The following is a 17,177-nucleotide window of genomic DNA, read 5'->3' on the forward strand; positions in this document are numbered from 1 at the left end:
AACAACCAGTTACACCGTTAACTTGACAGCCCCGTTCGGGGTGTCGGGGTGGTGTTCAGTCTGCCGTGACTTCGGCGATGGCTGTGCGGGTGGAGGATTCGTCGGCGATGGCCTTGTCGGCGGCGAACGCGGCGACAAGTGCCTGGAGTGCGAGGTTGTCGACCGCTCGGGGGTAGCCGCGGCTGGTCTGGTGGATCAGCCCGACGGCGTCGTCGGAGAACAGTGTGTCGTCACGTCCGGCGAGCTTGAGGTGGTGGCGCAGATAGCCGCCGGTCTCCTGGTCGGTCATCGGCGGCATGGCATATCGGAGTCCGATGCGCTGGTCGAGGGCGGCGAGCACGCCGAGTTTCATCCGCCGCCGCAAGGTGGGCTGGCCCACGAGTAGGCACGCGAAGGGGCTAGAGGAGTCGAGGTCATGGTTTGTCAGCAGCCGCAACGCTTCCAATTGGTCGTAGCCCAGCAGGTGTGCCTCCTCGACGACCACTATGGGGGTGCGTCCCCGCTCGTCTTGTTCGGCGGCCAGCGCGTCGGCGGCTTGGGGAGCCAAAGTTGCATGATGGGTCAGGGGTTGCCCGCCGAGGGAGGCGACGATGCGGTGGTGATGCCGCGGACCCCGACGGTGGGGTCGGGCAGGTAGATGACGGCGTGGCGGCTGGCATCGAGGGCGGCCAGCGCGGCGCGCACGGCGACGGTTTTGCCGGCGCCGACTTCGCCGGTGATCACCCCGATGCGGCGGTCGGCGACACACCAGCCGATGCGCGCGACCGCTTCGTTATGGGCGGCATGGCGGTGCAGCATGGACGGGGCCAGATCGCGGCCGAATGGGGTCCGCGAAAACCCGAAGTAGGAGATCAGTTTGTCCATCGTTGCGGTTGGGCCTCCTGGCCGGTGAGCAGGTCGAGCTGGCCGGGAATCTGGTCGGCAGCCCCGGTGAAGGCGGCGTAGTTGACGCCGCGGGCCAGCTCAGCGGCATGGGCGGTCTCGATGAGCTGCGCGTAGTCGATGCCGGTGGGTTGCGTTGGTGTGGTGGGTGTTTCGGGTTTGGCTTTGGGATGCGAGTGCCGGCCGATGTGATGCGGAATCGCTAGTCCCATCGGGACGCCGGCCAGGCGGACCTCGATGCGGGTCAAATCGAAAGGGTCGAACACCAGCTCCACTTTCCGCCCCACCAAGCCGGCGTCGACCTCGTAGGCGTTGCCGTGTAGCGAGACGGTCGCGGTCTTGGTCACGCGGCGGTGTTCTTCCCACAAAAACGCCTCGGTGAGCGTCTCGGGGGCGGGCAGCGGAATCGGGCCGCCGGCGCACCAGCGGGCCAGCGGGGTCTGCCCAGTTTCGGAATGAATCGTGCGGTGATAGACGGTCTCGACCCAGGCCGCGAAAAGCCGGTTCAATTCGGCCAGATCAGCGGCGTAATGCCGGCCGACGACATCGGGTTCGCCGGTGATCTCGACGAGGAACTGCTCACGCACCGTGCGAAAGAATCTCTCTATCTTCCCCCTGCCTTCGGGCCGACCTGGTGTGGAATGAACAAGGCGCACACCGAGTTTCGCGCATGCCCGCAACAACCACGCATCGACGTAGGCCGAACCGTTATCGACATAGACGGCCTTGGGGACACCGCGGGAGGCCAGTGCTGGGCGTAGCGCGGCGGCCAGGCGCACGGTGTGCTCGGCATAACCCCACCGGTAGCCCGGCAACAGCCGGGAATGATCGTCTAAAAACGCAAACAGATACGTCTTGCGGAGTTGAATCCGTATGCCGTGCAACGCATCCCCAGTCCACAGACTATTGGGGTGCTCGGCTTCGAACCGGCCGAACACCGCCGGTGCCGGCCTGAAGGTGGCGCCGGTCAGCCCCAGCCGGTGAAAGTTGCGCTGCAAGGTGCGCTCATCGGGCGCCCAGCCCAGCTGAGTGCGCAAGATCCGCTGAATGGCCGCGGCGGTGCGCTGCGGGTTTTCCCGGCGCAGCGCCACCGCCAGCTCCAGCACCTCGGCTGGGGTGCGCGGGGTGCACTGGCGCGCACTGGGCACCAGCGCATCAAACCCGTTAGCCCGCCAGTCGCGGATCCAGCGGTCGAGGGTCTGCCGGGAAATGCGCACCCGCCGCCCAAACGGGTCGGTGTGCTCACGGCAGGCCAGCTCGCGCACCACCTTTCCCCGCGCCTTGGTGGAAAGCGCCGCATCGGCGGCCTCGCGAATCAATTGATACCGAAATAACCCGATCGCCCGGGCCCGTTCGCCCCGAACCTTGGCCTCATCATCGCCAACCGCCACCGATTGCCTCCTTTGCTGTCCTTGAAAACACAACAGCGCAAAGATTTACGGCCTCATCGACGTCGGCGGCAGGGTCGACTCGTGTTGCAAGGGCTCGCCGGGCCAGCCCGGCGCCAAGTTGCCACTGCGATCAAGAATGCGCGTGAGGTGGCGCTACTGCCCTGCCCGAAAGCACTGCGGTGACATCCGGGCGCCGCGCGACCGACCGCGCATTCACTGTCATCGTCTGCTCCTGCTGCGCGGCCGAGCCCGGGCTATCCGTCCTGCAGGGCCTTCGTGAGAGCATCCGACGCTGCCGGCACGGCATGCTGGCCTCCGCGCCGTGCCTGCTGGGAAGGCTCACCTGCGCGGCGCGCACCGACGGCTCGGGCACCATGGTGCTGCTGCAGCCCTGCTTCACAGACTGATCACCCGTCGGCCCACCGCGATGGATCGGACCCCTCAGCAACTTGGCGGATGCAGAAGTTGTGCGGAACTGGCTTGAGCGCGGCGGCTGGAACATTGGCACCCTCCCGCGACACCTGCGATCGCAACTAAATTCGCTGGGACCAACAGCTCTCGCAACTAGCCGCCGCCCCATTTGGCACCTTCGGCTTGGTCGCGTGCCAGCATCGAGGTGGTGTTGTTTTCGCGGGTGCCGGCCATCGCGCGGTAGGCCAACACCAACTGCTCCGTGGTCTGATTCCACTGGGCCTGCCACGCCTCTGATAGCTCATCCCGGTGTCACCCTGCCAGCCCGCCGACAACGCCGCCTGCTCAGATCCGGGTGACGCCGCGACGCCGGCAGCACGCCAGGTGGAGCAGATCGCGCGCGCCGAGACCGAGGCAGTTGTGCAGGCTTCGAGCGTGATAGACCTCCGCAGGCTCGACAGGCCAGCTTTCGACCAGCGACCGTGTCAAGGTGAGCGCTGCGTCCAGCGCGGCTGCCCGGCCGGCAGGCAGGTACGCGTGCAGCAGTTCCTGAATCACCTCAGCCGACGTGACAACCAGGAAGTAATCCAGGCTGGTGAAGTCGTAGGTGAGTTCGAACGTGAAGGCCGACTGATCGAAGCTTGCGGCGTTACCAGGGGTTCTGGTCGTACAGCTGGACGTCCAGCGACTCATCGTCCGTTGCCTGGCTGGCAGTGAAGCCGAAACCGTTGTCCGACTATGCGGTGCGGCGGATGCTGCGCGTCACGCCGATCTCGCGCTTGAGCAACAGCTCACGTTCGGTCTCCGACAGGCCACCCCAGATGCCATACCGCTCGCCGACTTCCAGGGCATGTGCGCGGCACTGCGCCATGACCGGGCACTGGCGGCACATCTCCTTGGCGCGCCGCTCGCGCTGCAAGCGGGGCCGGCCGCGCTCGCCGTCCGGGTGGAAGAACACCGACGAGTCCGCCCCACGGCAAAGGCCTTGCAACTGCCATTCCCAAATATCGGCGTTGGGGCCTGATAGCTGCTGCGGCTGTGGCATTGAAGTCCCTCTCTACACGCTCACGGTCAGGCCAGTTTGCGAACAGGTGCGTCGGGCATACCGTGCGCCAATTCGAGCGCACTCCTGGGGTCGTCAAGGCGCGCCTCGCTGCAGCATCACCGTCGTTCGAACCACCACGTGAGCGTCCATGCGGTGCTCGACGACCAGCGTCCCGGGCTGCGCAGCAGCGCACCCACGACCGGATCTGTGTCCGTTTGGCCGGCGAACAGGATGACGGGCGTCCGCATCAGGCTCCTTGTTGAGAATCATTGTCATCTAGACCCTCCGTACGGTAGCGTCTTCGACAGATCTTGTCGAGAATAATTTTCAATAAGTATTCCTATGGAGGTGTGCAGTGTCCGCCCACTGCCAGGTGACCGGCCGTATCCCGGGTTTCGGTAACGCCGTGTCGCATTCCCGTCGCCGCACCCGTCGGCGGTGGTCACCGAATATCCAACTCAAGACGTACTACCTGCTGTCTGAGGGCCGTCGCATTCGGCTACGGGTCAGTGCAAATCAAAGTGATCGACTGGGACGGCATCGAGGCAGTGGTGGCGCGGTTGCGTCACCAAGGACAGTGAATCTGATGGTGCGCAACGAGATCCGACCCCAAACTTCGGTCCACCGCAGGGACCGGCTACACCTATATGACCCGAAAGAACCGGCGCAATGACCCCGACCGGCTGGTGCTCCGCACGTATGACCGGGTGATCCGCCAGGACGTCGAATTTCGAGAGGAGCGCTTAAGCATGGCCAAGAAATCCCAGGTCGTCAGGAACGATCGCCGTCGCAATACTGTCGCGCGCTACGCCCAACGACGCGCCGAGATCAAGGAGATCATTCGCTCGCCGCGGAGCGCCCCCGTGCAACGCATCGCGGCGCAAAACGAGTTGGCGCGCCAACTTCGAGACGCCGGCATGGTGCGGGTGCACAACCGCGACGCCGTCGACGGGCGACTACGCGGCCACGTCCGCAAATTTGGGTTGTCGAGAGTCCGGGTCAGCGAACTTGCGCACGCCGGACAGCTCCCGGGCGTGCGAAAGACGAGCTGGTGATGGCCAAAAACCCGCGCGAACAGGCAGGTCCGCTCCTTTGGCCGGCCGCGCGCCTAAGAAGAATCTTCTCGATGTGCTAGGCCTTATGCGGGCGGCGTCGCTGACCGACAGCGAACTGGCCCAAGGTCCTCGGCGGTGGGTCGACCACCCCGATCCGCTGCCACCGTGGGACGTCGTTCATGCCCACTGAATCCTCGAAGAAACTTCACACCGCTGGGAGCGAACATGATCCATCCAACCAACTACCGGCCCGCCGACCACCGGTCCAGACGGGAAATCGACCAGGCGATCGGCGTCGTCATGGGCATTCGTCGTTGTTCGGCCGAGCAAGCACTCAATGAAATCATCGACGTCGTGCGCGCCAGCGGGGTCGGACTGGGAGAAGCATCCTGCGCATTGCTCGAACTGGTCACCGACGGCTCTTGTGACGTTGTAGTGGGTGTGGCCCGCGTCCACTGGGACGCGTTACTGCGTTCACCGGCACAGGATTAGACCTCGGGAGGATCACTGGACCAAGGTCCAGGCCCGCCGTGAGCTGGTCGCCTGGATCGAGGACTACAACACTGATCGTCGTCATTCGGCACTGAACATGCGATCTCCGCCGCAGCACGAACAGCAGCTCCGTAACGGCAGGTCCGAATCCGGGCAAGCGTCATGAGTGCATCGCACCCCGGCAAGGAGCAGTATGGAGGTGTCCTCGCCGGCGTCAAGGCCAAGCTCTACCGGTGGCCTACGGCCAGCCTTGACACCGGCTGCGGCAGGCGGTCAGTCCCAACGCGATTTTCCCCGGTACAGATGAAGGATCCGGAACATTGCCTGTCGGCAGTCTTCAACGACCTGTTCAGCTCAAATGGCTTAGGGTTGAACAGCAGCATCTGGAACACCATCTTCTCGTCCGGCGTCTACATGCCGGGCAACTGGATCGGGATCCTGTCGGAGATCCCCGGGCTCCTCGGGACTGGGACTGCGGCCGATGGGGCGGCGGCAGCCGAGGGGCTCGGCGGACGTGCCCTGCTGGTCCCGACCGGCGGGCTCGGCGGCGCGGTGTCGGCGGCCTTGGGTCGGGGTACGGTGATCGGAGCGCTGGCCGTGCCGCCGAGCTGGGATGTGATCGCGCCGACGACAAGCCCTATCGCCCCGTTGTTGGGAGGCGCCCCGATCAGCGCCCCACCCGCAGTGCCCGGCATGCCGGGAATGCCGGCTACCAGCGCAGCCGGAAACCACTTCAACGGCTCCGTTCCCAAATACGGGTTCCGCCCGACGGTGGTGGCGCATTCACCGGCAGCGGGGTAACCGGCAGCCTTACAGCGGGGTGGTGTAGGCGGCGCTGATACCGCCGTCCACCAAGAACGTCGCCGCGGTGATGAACGAGGCGTCGTCGCTGGCCAAAAATGCGACAGCTGCTGCGATTTCGTCGGCTTCGGCGAAGCGGCCCATCGGCACGTGCACCAGCCGCCGGGCCGCGCGGTCGGGATCCTTGGCGAAAAGCTCTTGCAGCAGTGGGGTATTCACCGGCCCGGGGCACAGCGCGTTGACCCGGACACCTTGGCGAGCGAACTGCACGCCGAGCTCCCGTGACATCGCCAGCACCCCACCCTTGGATGCGGTGTAGGAGATCTGGGAGGTGGCCGATCCCATCACTGCGACGAACGACGCCACGTTGACGATCGAGCCTTTACCCGCAGGCGCCATGTGGCGCAACGCCGTCCGGCAACACAGGTAGACCGATGTCAGGTTGACGTCTTGCACCTGCTGCCAAACCGGCAGCTCGGTGTTCTCGATCAGACCGTCCTCCGGTGGCGAAATGCCTGCGTTGTTGACCGCGATGTCGACCGAACCGTAGGCGTGCGCCGCGGTGTCGAACAGCGCGTTGACCGCTGCTTCATCCGAAACGTCCACCCCGACGAACAGGCCGCCCAGTTCGTCGGCGGCCGCTGCACCGCTCCGCTTGTCGATGTCGCCGATGACGACGGTCGCTCCCTCGGCGTGCAGCCGCCGCGCCGACGCCAAGCCGATACCGCCGCCCCCGCCGGTGACAACGGCGATCCTGCCGGCCAACCGCCGCGTAAGATCCATCAGCCCACCCGTCCGCTCGCATAGCAGCGCGCTGCCTCCACGATCGCCGAGAAGAGTCGAAGGTCGTCCAAACTCTCCTCCGGATGCCACTGCACCGCGAGCACAAGTGCGTCCCCGGGCAATTCCAGCGCCTCGACCACACCGTCGGCATCCCATGCGCTGACAACCAGGCCCTCGCCGAGTTCGGCGACGGCTTGATGGTGATAGCACTGCGCGTCGACGGATTCACCAACCAATGCGGCCAGCCGGGTACCCGCGACCGTGCGCACCGGCAGTTGGCTGAACACTGCGTTGCCGGCCCGATGCCCGCTGTGTCCGACGACGTCCGGCAGGTGCTGATGCAGCGTTCCGCCGAGCGCGACATTGAGCACCTGCGCGCCGCGACAGATGCCCAGCACCGGTAGCTCGCGCCGCAGCGCCGCGGCCAGCAGCGTGAATTCCCAGGCGTCGCGTTGACGATCGGGCGCTTCGGCGGCCGGATGAGGCTGCTGGCCATAGGCCGCGGGGTCGACGTCCTGGCCACCGGTGATCAGCAGCCCGTCCAGGCCGTCGAGCACCCGTTCCGCGATGTCGGGACCGACCGGCTGGGGCGGTAGCAACACGGCCACCCCGCCAGCCGCGATCACGCCCTGGAAATAGCCGGCGGGCAGAAAGCTCGCGCGAACATCCCACCCGCCCATCTGTGCTTGGTCTAAATAAGTGGTCAAGCCGATCACCGGCGGTCTACACCTTGATTGCCCGGCTCCTCCTCGGGCCGTCCCGGCCCGCATCGTCGCCGGATCAAAACCGTTCAAACCCGCGCACCCTCTCCCAGTCGGTGACCGCTGCATTGAACGCCGCCACCTCGACGTCGGCGTTGTTGGCGTAGTGGTTCACCACATTCTCCCCGAACGCCTGCCGGGCGACCGTCGACGCCTCGAAAAGCTCCGCCGCCTCGGCCAGCGTGCCGGGCAGCCGTTCGACGTCGCCGGCAGTCCGATAGGCATTGCCTGAGCACGGCTCGGGCAGCTGCAAGCCGTGCTCGATACCGTGCAGCCCGCCGGCGATCAGCGCCGCAACAGCCAGATACTGGTTGACGTCGCCGCCGGGGACCCGGCATTCCACCCGCGTATTGTCGCCATCACCGACAATACGCAGTGCACAGGTCCGGTTGTCCAAACCCCACGCCACCACGGTAGGTGCAAAGCTGCGATCGGCAAACCGCTTGTAGGAGTTGATGTTCGGCGCGTAAAGCAGCGTCAGTTCCCGCAACGTGGCCAACTGGCCGGCGAGGAAGCTGCGAAACGTCTGCGACATGCCGCGCGGCTGCTGCTCGTCGGCGAACACCGCCGAGCCATCCGTCGCCCGAAGTGACATGTGAATATGGCAGCTGTTGCCCTCGCGCTCATCGTATTTCGCCATGAAAGTCAGCGACTTGCCGTGCTGGTCGGCGATTTCTTTAGCCCCGTTCTTGTAAATACCATGGTTGTCGCAGGTGACCAGCGCCTCGTCGTAGCGGAACCCGATTTCCTGCTGGCCCTTATTGCATTCGCCCTTGGAAGTCTCCCAGCGCAGGCCCGCACCTTCCATGTGCTGTCGGATGTCGCGCAGCAGCGGCTCGACGCGGGTGGAGCCCAGCACCGCGTAGTCCATGTTGTAGTCGCTGGCCGCAGTCAGCCCGCGATAACCACTCGCCCAGGCGTGCCGATACGTGTCGTGGAAAACCAGGAATTCCAGTTCGGTGGCGACATAGGCGCGCAGCCCGCGTTGATGCAGCCGGTCGAGTTGACGACGCAGGACGCGACGCGGTGCCGGCTCGACCGGGCTGCCGTCGTGCCACGCCAAATCGGCCAGCACCAGCGCGGTCCCGGGCAGCCACGGAATCAGCCGAAGCGTCGTCAGGTCGGGCAGCATCACCATGTCGCCGTACCCGGCGTCCCAATTCGACATCGCGTAGCCGCCGACGGTGGTCATCTCGACGTCGACGGCGAACAGGTAGTTGCAACATTCGGCGCCGTGTTCGGAGACCTCGTCGCGGAAGAAGCGCGCCGCGACCCGCTTGCCCATGAGCCGGCCCTGCATGTCGGCGAACGCGACGATCACGGTGTCGACGTCACCGGCGGCTACCAGCCGCGCGAGCTCGTCGGGCAACAATGCGCCGCATCTGGCGCCGGTCACAAGGCCTTCCTACCGCGCCTCTGGATTGCGAGAATCCCCATCAGACTGTGTCTTTGTCTTTCTGCTCGGTATTGCTGTTCGGGACGAACAGTTGCGGTCTCTACGTAGATCCTGCTGGGCCAACCCATTCAATGGGTTGGCCAGTGATCGCGAGCAGACCACGTTCCATCAAGGGGCCTACCCGGGCTCGGACTACTCGAATGTGGATTCGAGTAGCCGCGGAAGTGTCCAAAAGATAGCGAGTAGTCAGGTGGCGTCTGGCTGGCGGTCTCGCCACATCGCATTGACCAACGTTTCGTCTTCGATACCAGCGGTATTTGCAGCCATCGCCTCGATGAGCAGCTGAGCCGCGCTTGCCCGGACCGCGGCTCGTAGGGCGGCGTGAACGGTGTCTTTCTTCGTCGTAGTACCGAGTTCCTTCGGCCGCACGCGCCAGTAGGTCGTCGTCGAGGTCAATCATGGTGCGATTCGCGCCTTTTAACATATCACTGGTATACGCGACTTTCGCAGTTATGCGGCGGCTGCGGCGCAGGCCAGTTTGTAGTCGCGGTATTTGTGGGGATCGGGTTGAGCTGGGCCAATGCCGTTAAATCGGGCGGCGATCAGGGCGCGGCGGAGCTTGGCGAGCGTGTCTTCGAAGGCGGGTTGGGCCTTGTGGTCATACCAGGGCCCGGCGGAGTGGCGGGCCGTGAGGTCATCGGGGCGATAGCCGAACAGGATGTGCCAGATGATCACCAGGGTCTGGATCAAGAACCCGAAGAGCACGGTGCGCTCCACGGCGCGTTGCACACGGTTGCGGGCCTGGCCGGCCCCGAGCAGTTGTTTGCCGGCGGCGTTGGCCGGTTCGATCGACCAGCGCTCGGCGTAGCGGGCGATGATGCCCGCGGTGCCGGCGGCGGTGTCGGTGCCACGATCACCACCCGGCTGCCGGCCAACGCAGCCGGTTGCCGCGGCCGAGTTCGGCCGGTCCTTGCGCGGCGCCGTCGCGGGCCCAAAACGCGTGGTGGACCTTTTTGCCCCAGCGCCGAAACAAGGTGTCATCGACGGCGGCTGCGACCGCCGCGCCGGCGCCGAGCACCCGCTCGACGATCAGCCGCGCGGGCGACAAGCCCGGCTGCCAGCAGCGCGAACATCCCGAACGTGGCCGACCGGCCAAACACCGGCCGCAGTGTTGCCAGCAGTTCACGCCACGAGGCCGGTAAGCTCAGGCCGCAAGCATCGGCGGCGTCTCGAACATCTGGGCGAGTACATGTCACCCGCCGATGCTTTCTTCATGATCACCGCCTGATCACGACGACACGCCGATCAAGTCACAATCACCCCAAAATGTGTACAAGGCTTGCGATTGTTGCGGCGTCGAAGTACGCGATCAGGTCATCGGGCGCAACAACCACTTCCGTAGCGGGATTGATCCGGCTCGCGGGTCACCAGGTGCTGGTTCGCAGGACGATCTCGGCGGCCAACTGGGCCGTCGACTCGTACGCGTTGCGCCGGGTAAGCAATTCGACAACGCGGTAATCGCCGTAAACGAACCGTTGGCTGGCACGGGCCACCGCCTGCGTAGCCGGCATGCTGACCAGCGCGGTTGTGTTGATCTCGACCGGTGGACAGTGGTTGTCGCGAATCACCCCGGCGGCGTCGGCGACCCGCGGATGCCCCCGGTCGATGACCACCAGACCGGTGAAGCGGTCCAGCCTGGTCGCCGCCAGCTCCCAGGCCAGCTCGCCGCCGACCCGATCGCCGACCAGCACGCCCCAGTCGATGTCAAGCACATCGAGAATGCCCATGACCGACTTCGGCGTCAGGCGTGGGTCTGATCCGACGACAATCGTCCGCAGCGACGCGGTATGCAGGCGACCGCAGACCGCGTCGTACGCGGCAGGCGCGCGCTGCGCGGCAGCCAGCAATACCACGACGGAGCCCTGATCCGGACCGGTATCACTCACCTGGATGGGAAACCCGTCGACGGTTGTCATCATCGTCGAAGGCACTAGAGTAAATTACAGTCGAGTAGCCCGCGCGCGGGCCGTTTTCGCGCAGTGTGTTGACACAGTTGCAATTGGAAACGTTCTTGCAACATAGAACTGGCGCGTCAATTTGCGACGATGACCGCGACGATAAGGGAACGGCCCTTTTGAAGCTTTTGACTGACCGCCGTTTTGAAACGGCCGGCGACGTTGTCAGTGCAGGGCGGCGATGACGGTCGGGCGCGGCGGCGGGCCACTGCCTAATAATCCGATGGCTGCATCGACGTCGAGGTGGGCGTCCAACAGGTCTGCCATCATATCCAGTTGGCCATCCCGGCGCGCGGGAACGTCAATGTCATCAGCTACCACAAACCCGTCGCGGCCGGTTGCCGCCGCGACGTCGGTCAGCCAACGGCGCCGGAAGTCGTCGTTGTCGAACAGGCCGTGCCAGTGCGTTCCGAAAACCTGGCCGCGCCGATAGCCCTGCGGGAATCCATTCACCTCGAACCAGCCGGCCTCCGCGCAGCGGGACAGGCGTCCGTGGTGAATCTCGTAGCCGTGGAGTGTGCTCTGCCAGCGGCGCAACACCTTGTCGGGGGCGAACACGATGTCGGCGTCCAGCATCCCGATCGCCGCGACCCGGCCTGACCCGCTTTCGACCGCGTCGTCGATCCAGCGACACAGCATCTGGAAGCCACCGCAGATACCCAGCACCGTGCGCCCGGCCGCGGCATGCGCGGCGATGGCCGAATCCAGCCCTCGCTCCCGTAGCCAGCCCAGGTCTGCGACGGTGGCCTTGGTGCCCGGCAGCACGACGACGTCGGCGTCGACCAGGTCGGCGGATTGGCTGACCCAACGCACCAGCACGCCGGGTTCGCAGGCCAGCGCTTCGATATCGGTGGAGTTGGAGATCCGCGGCAGCCGCGGCACCGCGACCCGCAGCCACCCCGAACCGCGCGGTGGCTGCGGCCTGCCGATGACCCGGTGGGCCAGCGCCGAGACGGAGTCCTCGGCGTCGAGCCACAGGTCGTCGCAGTACGGCAGTACGCCGTAGGTCGGGCGACCGGTGAGCTCGGCGAGTTGCCGCAACCCGGGCTCCAGCAGCGCCGCGTCGCCGCGAAACTTGTTCACGATGAACCCGGCGACCAGCGCCTGATCGTCGGGCTCGAGCACCGCCACCGTCCCGAACAGATGCGCCAGCAGACCGCCGCGGTCGATGTCGCCGACCAGGATCACCGGCACATTCGCAGCGCGGGCCAGGCCCATGTTAGCCAAGTCCGTTGCGCGCAGGTTGATTTCGGCCGGCGATCCGGCTCCTTCGCATATCACCGCGTCGAATTCGCTTCGCAGTTGCGATAATTCGTCGAGCACGATATCGAGCAGCCGGTTGGGGTGCGACCAGTATCCGGTCGCGGTCACCGAGTCGGCGGCCTGTCCGCGGATCACCAGTTGCGACGTGGTGTCGCTGCCGGGTTTGAGCAGAATCGGGTTGAACCGCACGCTGGGCGCCAGGCCGGCCGCGCGGGCCTGCATCGCCTGGGCTCGACCGATCTCACCGCCCTCGACAGTGACCGCGGAATTGTTCGACATGTTCTGCGCCTTGAACGGCGCGACTCGAATGCCCTTGCGCGCCAGCAACCGGCAGAGTCCTGCGACCACCGTCGACTTCCCGGCGTCGGAGCTGGTGCCGGCGACCAGCAGCGCACCGCTCACCTTTCTGTGGCGAGCAGACGCAGAATCGCATTTTCCGCCCCGTGATCGTGCGATTCAGCGTCTGCTCGCGCTAGAGACACGTGAGGATGTCCGCGCCGGACTCGGTGACCAGCAACGTGTGCTCGAATTGCGCGGTCCATTTGCGGTCTGTGGTGACCACCGTCCAGCCGTCGTCCCAGATCTCGTAGTCCAGCGTGCCGAGGTTGATCATCGGCTCGATGGTGAACGTCATGCCCGGCTCGAGGATCGTGGTGACAGACGGCTCGTCGTAGTGCAGGACAACGAGCCCGTTGTGAAACGTGGTGCCGATGCCGTGACCGGTGAAGTCGCGAACGACGTTGTAGCCGAACCGGTTTGCGTAGGATTCGATGACGCGCCCGACGACCGAAAGCGCACGGCCCGGTTTGACGGCTTTGATCGCCCGCATCGTCGCCTCGTGGGTGCGCTCGACAAGCAGCCGGTGCTCTTGCGCCACGTCGCCGGCAAGAAACGTGGCGTTGGTGTCACCGTGTACACCGTCGATGTAGGCGGTGACGTCGATGTTGACGATGTCGCCGTCTTCGATCACCGTCGAGTCGGGGATGCCGTGACAGATGACCTCATTCAGCGACGTACAGCAGGACTTGGGAAAACCCTTGTAGCCCAGTGTCGACGGGTAGGCGCCGTGGTCGACCATGTAGTCGTGGGCGATGCGGTCCAACGCGTCGGTCGTCACACCGGGCGCGACCGCCTTGCCCGCCTGCGCGAGCGCCCCGGCCGCGATCCGGCCGGCCACCCGCATCTTCTCGATCACGTCGGGCGGTTGTACCCACGGCTCGGTGCCCTCCCGCGCCGTCGGCTTGCCGACGTATTCCGGGCGCGCGATCGACTTGGGCACCGGCAGTGTCGGCGAGAGCGCGCCGGCGGACAGCGCAGAACGAACAGGCATGCGACCATGGTATCCGCCGTTGCCCCGCGACGATGTGGGTCGGGCAACGGCCCGGCGAGGGCTTCGCTCAGGGGAGTGCGGTCCGAAGAGCGTTACCGATTTCCTGCATCGTCGGCAAGCAATCTATTTGACACTCGTTGGATAACGAGATTTTGGCCGCGAGCGCTTCTCGCCCGGCTACGTCCCGGCCCTTAGCAGAAACGTGGCCGCGCAACCACTTTCAGGTCAGATAGTCGCCCGGCAACGAGTTGAACATGAACTTCGTCATCCGCACCGCATACTCCGAACTGCCGCCCCCCACGATCAGCGAAGCGAACGCCATATCGCCGCGGTAGCCGGCGAACCAGGCGTGCGACCCGCCCGGGAACTCGGCCTCACCGGTCTTCCCGTACACCGCGCCACACTCGGCGATCTCCTTGCCGGTGCCGTTGGTCACCACGAGCCGCATCATCGGACGCAGATCGTCGATCACCTTCTGGCTGATCGGTGTGGTGTCGCCGGTGATTGCCGTCGACCGCCCCTCGATTAGCTTCGGCACCGGCGTCTTTCCGGCGGCCACCGTCGCTGCGACCAGCGCCATGCCGAACGGCGACGCCAGCACCTTGCCCTGACCGAAGCCGTCCTCGGTCCGCTCGGTCAGATCGACCGTCGGCGGTACCGATCCGGTGACAGTGCTGATGCCGTCCACCTGGTAATCCAGCCCCATGCCGTACTGGCTTGCCTCCTGTGTCAAACCGCGTGGCGGCAACTTGCTGGCCAACTCGGCGAACGTGGTGTTGCACGAACTGGCGAATGCCCGTGCCATCGACACCACACCCAAATCGAACCCGCCGTAGTTCGGAATGGTGCGATGCCCGATGTCGACCTCCCCGGGACAGCCCAAAAGCGTGTTCGGAGTTGCCAAGTCACGCTCGAGGGCCGCGCCGGCGGTGACCATCTTGAACGTCGACCCCGGCGGGTAGAGTCCGGTGGTGGCAAGCGGGCCGACGGCGTCGGCAGCGGCGTTCTGCGCGACGGCCAGTATCTCGCCGGTCGAGGGTTTGATCGCCACGATCATCGCCTGACGGCTCTGGTTGTCCACCGCGCGCTGAGCGGCGTTCTGCACCGGCCGGTCCAAGCTGATCGAGACCGACGCGGCCGGCGACGGCTCCACCTCGTGCAGCACCGCGACGTCCACGTCGTTCTGGTTGACCGCGACCACCCGCCAGCCCGCTTGGCCGTCGAGCTGGTCGATCACCGCCTTCTTCACCTGGCTGATCAGCGCCGGAGCGAAGTGGTCGTCGGTTGGTAACAGCTCGGCCTGCGGTGTGATCACCACCCCGGGCAGGTTGCCGATCGCGGGGGCGACCCGGTTGTTGTCGTCGGTGCGCAGCGTGATCAAATCCATCGGCTTGCCCAGCGAGCTGGCCTGCTCGGCGAGCCGCTGCGGGTCGCCCAGCGTGTCGTCGAACGGATGCAGCGCATCGATCACCGCGTGGGCGGTGCTGATCAGATAGCCGCCCGCCCGAGATGCGTCCAGCATGTAGTGATACAGGTAGCCGGGAGCCAGCACGTCAGTGCCGCCGACTTCGTTGACCGCCGCGCGTCGCGGCGGATCGGCCCGCAGCGCGAACGTCTGGTGCTCGCCGAGGCGCGGATGCACGTCGGTGGTGCTCCACCGCACCTGCCAATGGCCCTCGTAGCGGGCCATTTTCAGCTGGCCGTCGTAGGTCCAGGTCCGGTTCTTCGGCAGGTGCCAGGTATAGCGGTAGCTCACCGCGCCGATGTCTTCGATGTATTTCGAGCCGAGGCTCTGGGTGTCGAGGTGGCTGGCTTGCAGGCCCGCCCACGCCGCGTTGAGCGCTTCGCGCGCGTCGGTGGGAGCATCGCTGAGGTCGGCGGCCGCCGCCGTGTTGCCTGTGGACAACGCAGCGAAGAACCGTTCTGCGGCCGGCGCGGGGCCTTCGGCGCGCGGCGTACAGGCGGACACGGCTGTCGCCGCGACAAGCACCGCCAGCGTCGCGGCTGATACCACTGTGGTTTTTGTTGCCATTGAGGCAGATGTTATGGAACTGTGCGCCCATATCGGCGGAGGCGCACCGAGACTAAATCGTTACGCAAGCTCCTTTGCGTCGAGATCGACGTTAGCGCCAGAAGTGCGAGTAGCGGCCGCTCTAACGTCGATCTCGGCGCACGAGACAGCATGCAGTAGGGCGGTTCCATGGCACGGGCTTCGACTACACCAATGACGAGCTTGAAACCTTCTCCGCGCTTGAGCGCGACAGCGACGAGGCGGAATGATCGTCGACACCTCGGTGTGGATCGAATTCTTCAAATCTGCCGAATCGACGGCGAGTCGTTGGGTCGCCGACCGCATTGCCGATCAAACGTCGCTGGTCGTACCCGAAGTGGTGCTGATGGAGTTGCTATTGGCGCCACCGACGAGGCAACCACTTCGGTGCGACGCCGTTTCCTGCAGCGCTTCGCAATTCAGCCGCTGGCTCCGGTGCGCGACGCCGAGGACGCCGCAGCGATCCACGGCGCTGTCGGCGTAGCGGAAAGACTGTCCGTAGCCTCATCGATTGCCTCGTCGCAGCGACGGCACTGCGCTTGGATCTGCCAGTGGCGCACCGTGACCGCGACATCGAGGCCATCGCAGCGCAATGCGGCCTGCGGACGCTGTCTTTGTTCTGACGACGCTCGCGCGTTAGTCCAGCAGGACCGTCGCGAAGGTGCCGACTTCGACGAAGCCGACACGGTCGTAGGTGGCCCGGGCCACCGTGTTGAAGTCGTTGACGTACAGGCTGGCGATGCGCCCGGTGCCGACGATCACCGCCGCCAGCGTCGCGGTACCGCCGGTGCCCAGCCCCTTGCCGCGCCACTCCGGATGCACCCAGACTCCTTGGATCTGGCCGACCGCCGGTGACTGGGAGCCGACCTCGGCCTTGAAAACCACTTGGCCGTTTTCGAAGCGGGCCCAGGCTCGGCCCGCCGCGATCAGGTTGGCGACCCGTCGTCGGTAGCCGCGGCCCCCGTCGCCGATTCGCGGGTCGACTCCCACCTCGCCGATGAACATGTCGATCGCGGCCGTCAGGTAGGTGTCGATCTCGTCGGGCCGCACTTGGCGCACACCAGGGTCGATCTCACACGTCGGCATCCGAGCCAGCGACATCAGCGGCTGGTGCTCGCGCACGTCGCGGGCCGGGCCCCAGGCCGGCTCGAGACGCTGCCACATCGGCATCACCAACTCGGCCCGGCCGACCAGCGACGAACATCGCCGCGACGCGGTCAGCGCCGCATCGGCGAACGCATACAGGTCGGTCAGTTGGCCGCGCAACGGAATCAGGTTCGCGCCGGCATAGCACAGCGACTCCTCAGGCCCGCGGCGCGTCCACAACTCGCCGCCGATCGAGTTGGAGTCGAGGCCGTGATCGGCCACCCGGGCGGCGACCATGCACGATCCGATCGGATCGTCGTCGAAGACGCGGCGCACCGCGGCGCCGTCGCGCACTACCGACACCCGTCGCTCGTTGACCATGCGACGGGTGGGCGGAGCCGACATAAAAGACTCTT

The 17,177-nt window shown here is 65.8% G+C and carries 16 protein-coding genes and 8 pseudogenes; 7 read left to right on the plus strand and 17 right to left on the minus strand.

Annotated elements, in window-relative coordinates; genetic code table 11:
* Nucleotides 1-55 precede the first annotated feature (55 nt).
* From M5I08_RS19205 to M5I08_RS19230, 6 genes and pseudogenes are all read right to left on the minus strand, one after another.
* Nucleotides 56-864 (minus strand): annotated as a pseudogene (locus tag M5I08_RS19205) (ExeA family protein).
* Complete coding sequence (locus M5I08_RS19210; RefSeq protein WP_219065528.1) at nucleotides 852-2,273, minus strand: DDE-type integrase/transposase/recombinase; 1,422 nt, start codon at nucleotides 2,271-2,273, stop codon at nucleotides 852-854. The pseudogene M5I08_RS19205 and the gene M5I08_RS19210 overlap by 13 nt, the downstream one beginning before the upstream one ends.
* A 564-nt stretch (nucleotides 2,274-2,837) precedes the next feature.
* Nucleotides 2,838-3,034: pseudogene (locus M5I08_RS19215) on the minus strand (WXG100 family type VII secretion target); the annotation flags it as partial.
* Nucleotides 3,030-3,377, minus strand: coding sequence for a PIN domain-containing protein (locus tag M5I08_RS19220; RefSeq protein ID WP_219065530.1), 348 nt, complete (start codon nucleotides 3,375-3,377; stop codon nucleotides 3,030-3,032). The pseudogene M5I08_RS19215 and the gene M5I08_RS19220, both read right to left, overlap by 5 nt.
* A gap of 43 nt (nucleotides 3,378-3,420) precedes the next feature.
* Complete coding sequence (locus tag M5I08_RS19225) at nucleotides 3,421-3,729, minus strand: WhiB family transcriptional regulator (RefSeq protein WP_219065531.1); 309 nt, start codon at nucleotides 3,727-3,729, stop codon at nucleotides 3,421-3,423.
* A 38-nt stretch (nucleotides 3,730-3,767) separates the two neighbouring features.
* Nucleotides 3,768-3,977: pseudogene (locus M5I08_RS19230) on the minus strand (ribosome hibernation factor-recruiting GTPase MRF); the annotation flags it as partial.
* Between the two features lie 107 nt (nucleotides 3,978-4,084).
* Here M5I08_RS19230 and rpmB point away from each other — a divergent pair.
* The 6 genes and pseudogenes from rpmB (at nucleotide 4,085) to M5I08_RS19255 (ending at nucleotide 6,077) form a co-directional block, all read left to right on the plus strand.
* Nucleotides 4,085-4,310, plus strand: a pseudogene (gene rpmB / locus M5I08_RS19235) (50S ribosomal protein L28).
* 5 nt (nucleotides 4,311-4,315) lie between these two features.
* Nucleotides 4,316-4,472: pseudogene (gene rpmG, locus M5I08_RS19240) on the plus strand (50S ribosomal protein L33); the annotation flags it as partial.
* A gap of 6 nt (nucleotides 4,473-4,478) precedes the next feature.
* Nucleotides 4,479-4,784 (plus strand): 30S ribosomal protein S14, encoded by a 306-nt coding sequence (gene rpsN, locus M5I08_RS19245; RefSeq protein WP_219065578.1) that lies wholly within the window; start codon nucleotides 4,479-4,481, stop codon nucleotides 4,782-4,784.
* 225 nt (nucleotides 4,785-5,009) lie between these two features.
* A complete protein-coding gene (locus M5I08_RS19250; RefSeq protein ID WP_219065532.1) occupies nucleotides 5,010-5,276 on the plus strand; it encodes an ANTAR domain-containing protein in 267 nt (88 codons plus the stop codon).
* Nucleotides 5,224-5,442, plus strand: a complete 219-nt coding sequence (locus M5I08_RS27015; RefSeq protein WP_219065533.1) for an integrase core domain-containing protein — start codon at nucleotides 5,224-5,226, stop codon at nucleotides 5,440-5,442. Before M5I08_RS19250 ends, M5I08_RS27015 begins: the two co-directional genes overlap by 53 nt.
* Entirely contained in the window at nucleotides 5,439-6,077 is a 639-nt protein-coding gene (locus M5I08_RS19255) for a PE/PPE C-terminal domain-containing protein (RefSeq protein WP_219065534.1), read from the plus strand. The genes M5I08_RS27015 and M5I08_RS19255 overlap by 4 nt, the downstream gene beginning before the upstream one ends.
* Before the next feature lie 9 nt (nucleotides 6,078-6,086).
* Here M5I08_RS19255 and M5I08_RS19260 read toward each other — a convergent pair whose 3' ends face one another.
* The 10 genes and pseudogenes from M5I08_RS19260 to M5I08_RS19305 all read right to left on the minus strand — a co-directional run bounded on the left by M5I08_RS19260 (nucleotide 6,087) and on the right by M5I08_RS19305 (nucleotide 15,657).
* The gene (locus M5I08_RS19260) at nucleotides 6,087-6,863 is read right to left on the minus strand and encodes a 3-oxoacyl-ACP reductase (RefSeq protein ID WP_219065579.1); all 777 of its coding nucleotides are present in this window, start codon (nucleotides 6,861-6,863) and stop codon (nucleotides 6,087-6,089) included.
* Nucleotides 6,860-7,630: a gamma-glutamyl-gamma-aminobutyrate hydrolase family protein gene (locus M5I08_RS19265; protein WP_219065580.1), complete on the minus strand. Its 771-nt coding sequence runs from the start codon at nucleotides 7,628-7,630 to the stop codon at nucleotides 6,860-6,862. The genes M5I08_RS19260 and M5I08_RS19265 overlap by 4 nt, the downstream gene beginning before the upstream one ends.
* 10 nt (nucleotides 7,631-7,640) lie before the next feature.
* Entirely contained in the window at nucleotides 7,641-9,017 is a 1,377-nt protein-coding gene (locus tag M5I08_RS19270; protein WP_249762905.1) for a glutamine synthetase family protein, read from the minus strand.
* Between the two features lie 139 nt (nucleotides 9,018-9,156).
* A pseudogene (locus M5I08_RS19275) lies at nucleotides 9,157-9,267 on the minus strand (type II toxin-antitoxin system toxin ribonuclease C21); the annotation flags it as partial.
* Nucleotides 9,264-9,501: pseudogene (locus tag M5I08_RS19280) on the minus strand (type II toxin-antitoxin system VapB family antitoxin). The pseudogenes M5I08_RS19275 and M5I08_RS19280, both read right to left, overlap by 4 nt.
* Nucleotides 9,502-9,527: 26 nt before the next feature.
* Nucleotides 9,528-10,058, minus strand: a complete 531-nt coding sequence (locus M5I08_RS19285) for a hypothetical protein (protein WP_219065535.1) — start codon at nucleotides 10,056-10,058, stop codon at nucleotides 9,528-9,530.
* Between the two features lie 383 nt (nucleotides 10,059-10,441).
* Nucleotides 10,442-10,993 carry an alpha/beta hydrolase gene (locus M5I08_RS19290; protein WP_219065582.1) on the minus strand — a complete coding sequence of 184 codons (552 nt, stop codon included), beginning with the start codon at nucleotides 10,991-10,993 and terminating at the stop codon, nucleotides 10,442-10,444.
* A gap of 204 nt (nucleotides 10,994-11,197) precedes the next feature.
* The gene (locus tag M5I08_RS19295) at nucleotides 11,198-12,697 is read right to left on the minus strand and encodes a cobyric acid synthase (protein WP_219065536.1); all 1,500 of its coding nucleotides are present in this window, start codon (nucleotides 12,695-12,697) and stop codon (nucleotides 11,198-11,200) included.
* A 70-nt stretch (nucleotides 12,698-12,767) separates the two neighbouring features.
* Complete coding sequence (gene map, locus M5I08_RS19300; protein WP_219065537.1) at nucleotides 12,768-13,625, minus strand: type I methionyl aminopeptidase; 858 nt, start codon at nucleotides 13,623-13,625, stop codon at nucleotides 12,768-12,770.
* Nucleotides 13,626-13,845: 220 nt separating this feature from the next.
* Nucleotides 13,846-15,657 (minus strand): penicillin-binding transpeptidase domain-containing protein, encoded by a 1,812-nt coding sequence (locus M5I08_RS19305; RefSeq protein WP_219065538.1) that lies wholly within the window; start codon nucleotides 15,655-15,657, stop codon nucleotides 13,846-13,848.
* A 244-nt stretch (nucleotides 15,658-15,901) separates the two neighbouring features.
* On the opposite strand from M5I08_RS19305, the pseudogene vapC reads away from it, so the two are divergent.
* Nucleotides 15,902-16,298, plus strand: a pseudogene (gene vapC / locus M5I08_RS19310) (type II toxin-antitoxin system VapC family toxin).
* 13 nt (nucleotides 16,299-16,311) lie between these two features.
* Here vapC and M5I08_RS19315 read toward each other — a convergent pair.
* Nucleotides 16,312-17,166: a GNAT family N-acetyltransferase gene (locus tag M5I08_RS19315; RefSeq protein ID WP_219065539.1), complete on the minus strand. Its 855-nt coding sequence runs from the start codon at nucleotides 17,164-17,166 to the stop codon at nucleotides 16,312-16,314.
* Nucleotides 17,167-17,177 lie beyond the last annotated feature (11 nt).

Source organism: Candidatus Mycobacterium methanotrophicum, from assembly GCF_023515995.1.
GTDB classification, from domain to species: Bacteria; Actinomycetota; Actinomycetes; order Mycobacteriales; family Mycobacteriaceae; genus Mycobacterium; species Mycobacterium methanotrophicum.

What these genes read in the sequence shown, in the direction of transcription:
- M5I08_RS19220 (WP_219065530.1), bottom strand. Translation starts at nt 3,377, where the DNA reads ATGAGTCGCTGGACGTCCAGCTGTACGACCAGAACCCCTGGTAACGCC.
- M5I08_RS19225 (WP_219065531.1), bottom strand. Translation starts at nt 3,729, where the DNA reads ATGCCACAGCCGCAGCAGCTATCAGGCCCCAACGCCGATATTTGGGAA.
- rpsN (WP_219065578.1), top strand. Translation starts at nt 4,479, where the DNA reads ATGGCCAAGAAATCCCAGGTCGTCAGGAACGATCGCCGTCGCAATACT.
- M5I08_RS19250 (WP_219065532.1), top strand. Translation starts at nt 5,010, where the DNA reads ATGATCCATCCAACCAACTACCGGCCCGCCGACCACCGGTCCAGACGG.
- M5I08_RS19255 (WP_219065534.1), top strand. Translation starts at nt 5,439, where the DNA reads ATGAGTGCATCGCACCCCGGCAAGGAGCAGTATGGAGGTGTCCTCGCC.
- M5I08_RS19265 (WP_219065580.1), bottom strand. Translation starts at nt 7,630, where the DNA reads ATGCGGGCCGGGACGGCCCGAGGAGGAGCCGGGCAATCAAGGTGTAGA.
- M5I08_RS19285 (WP_219065535.1), bottom strand. Translation starts at nt 10,058, where the DNA reads ATGACACCTTGTTTCGGCGCTGGGGCAAAAAGGTCCACCACGCGTTTT.
- M5I08_RS19290 (WP_219065582.1), bottom strand. Translation starts at nt 10,993, where the DNA reads ATGACAACCGTCGACGGGTTTCCCATCCAGGTGAGTGATACCGGTCCG.
- map (WP_219065537.1), bottom strand. Translation starts at nt 13,625, where the DNA reads ATGCCTGTTCGTTCTGCGCTGTCCGCCGGCGCGCTCTCGCCGACACTG.
- M5I08_RS19305 (WP_219065538.1), bottom strand. Translation starts at nt 15,657, where the DNA reads ATGGCAACAAAAACCACAGTGGTATCAGCCGCGACGCTGGCGGTGCTT.
- M5I08_RS19315 (WP_219065539.1), bottom strand. Translation starts at nt 17,166, where the DNA reads ATGTCGGCTCCGCCCACCCGTCGCATGGTCAACGAGCGACGGGTGTCG.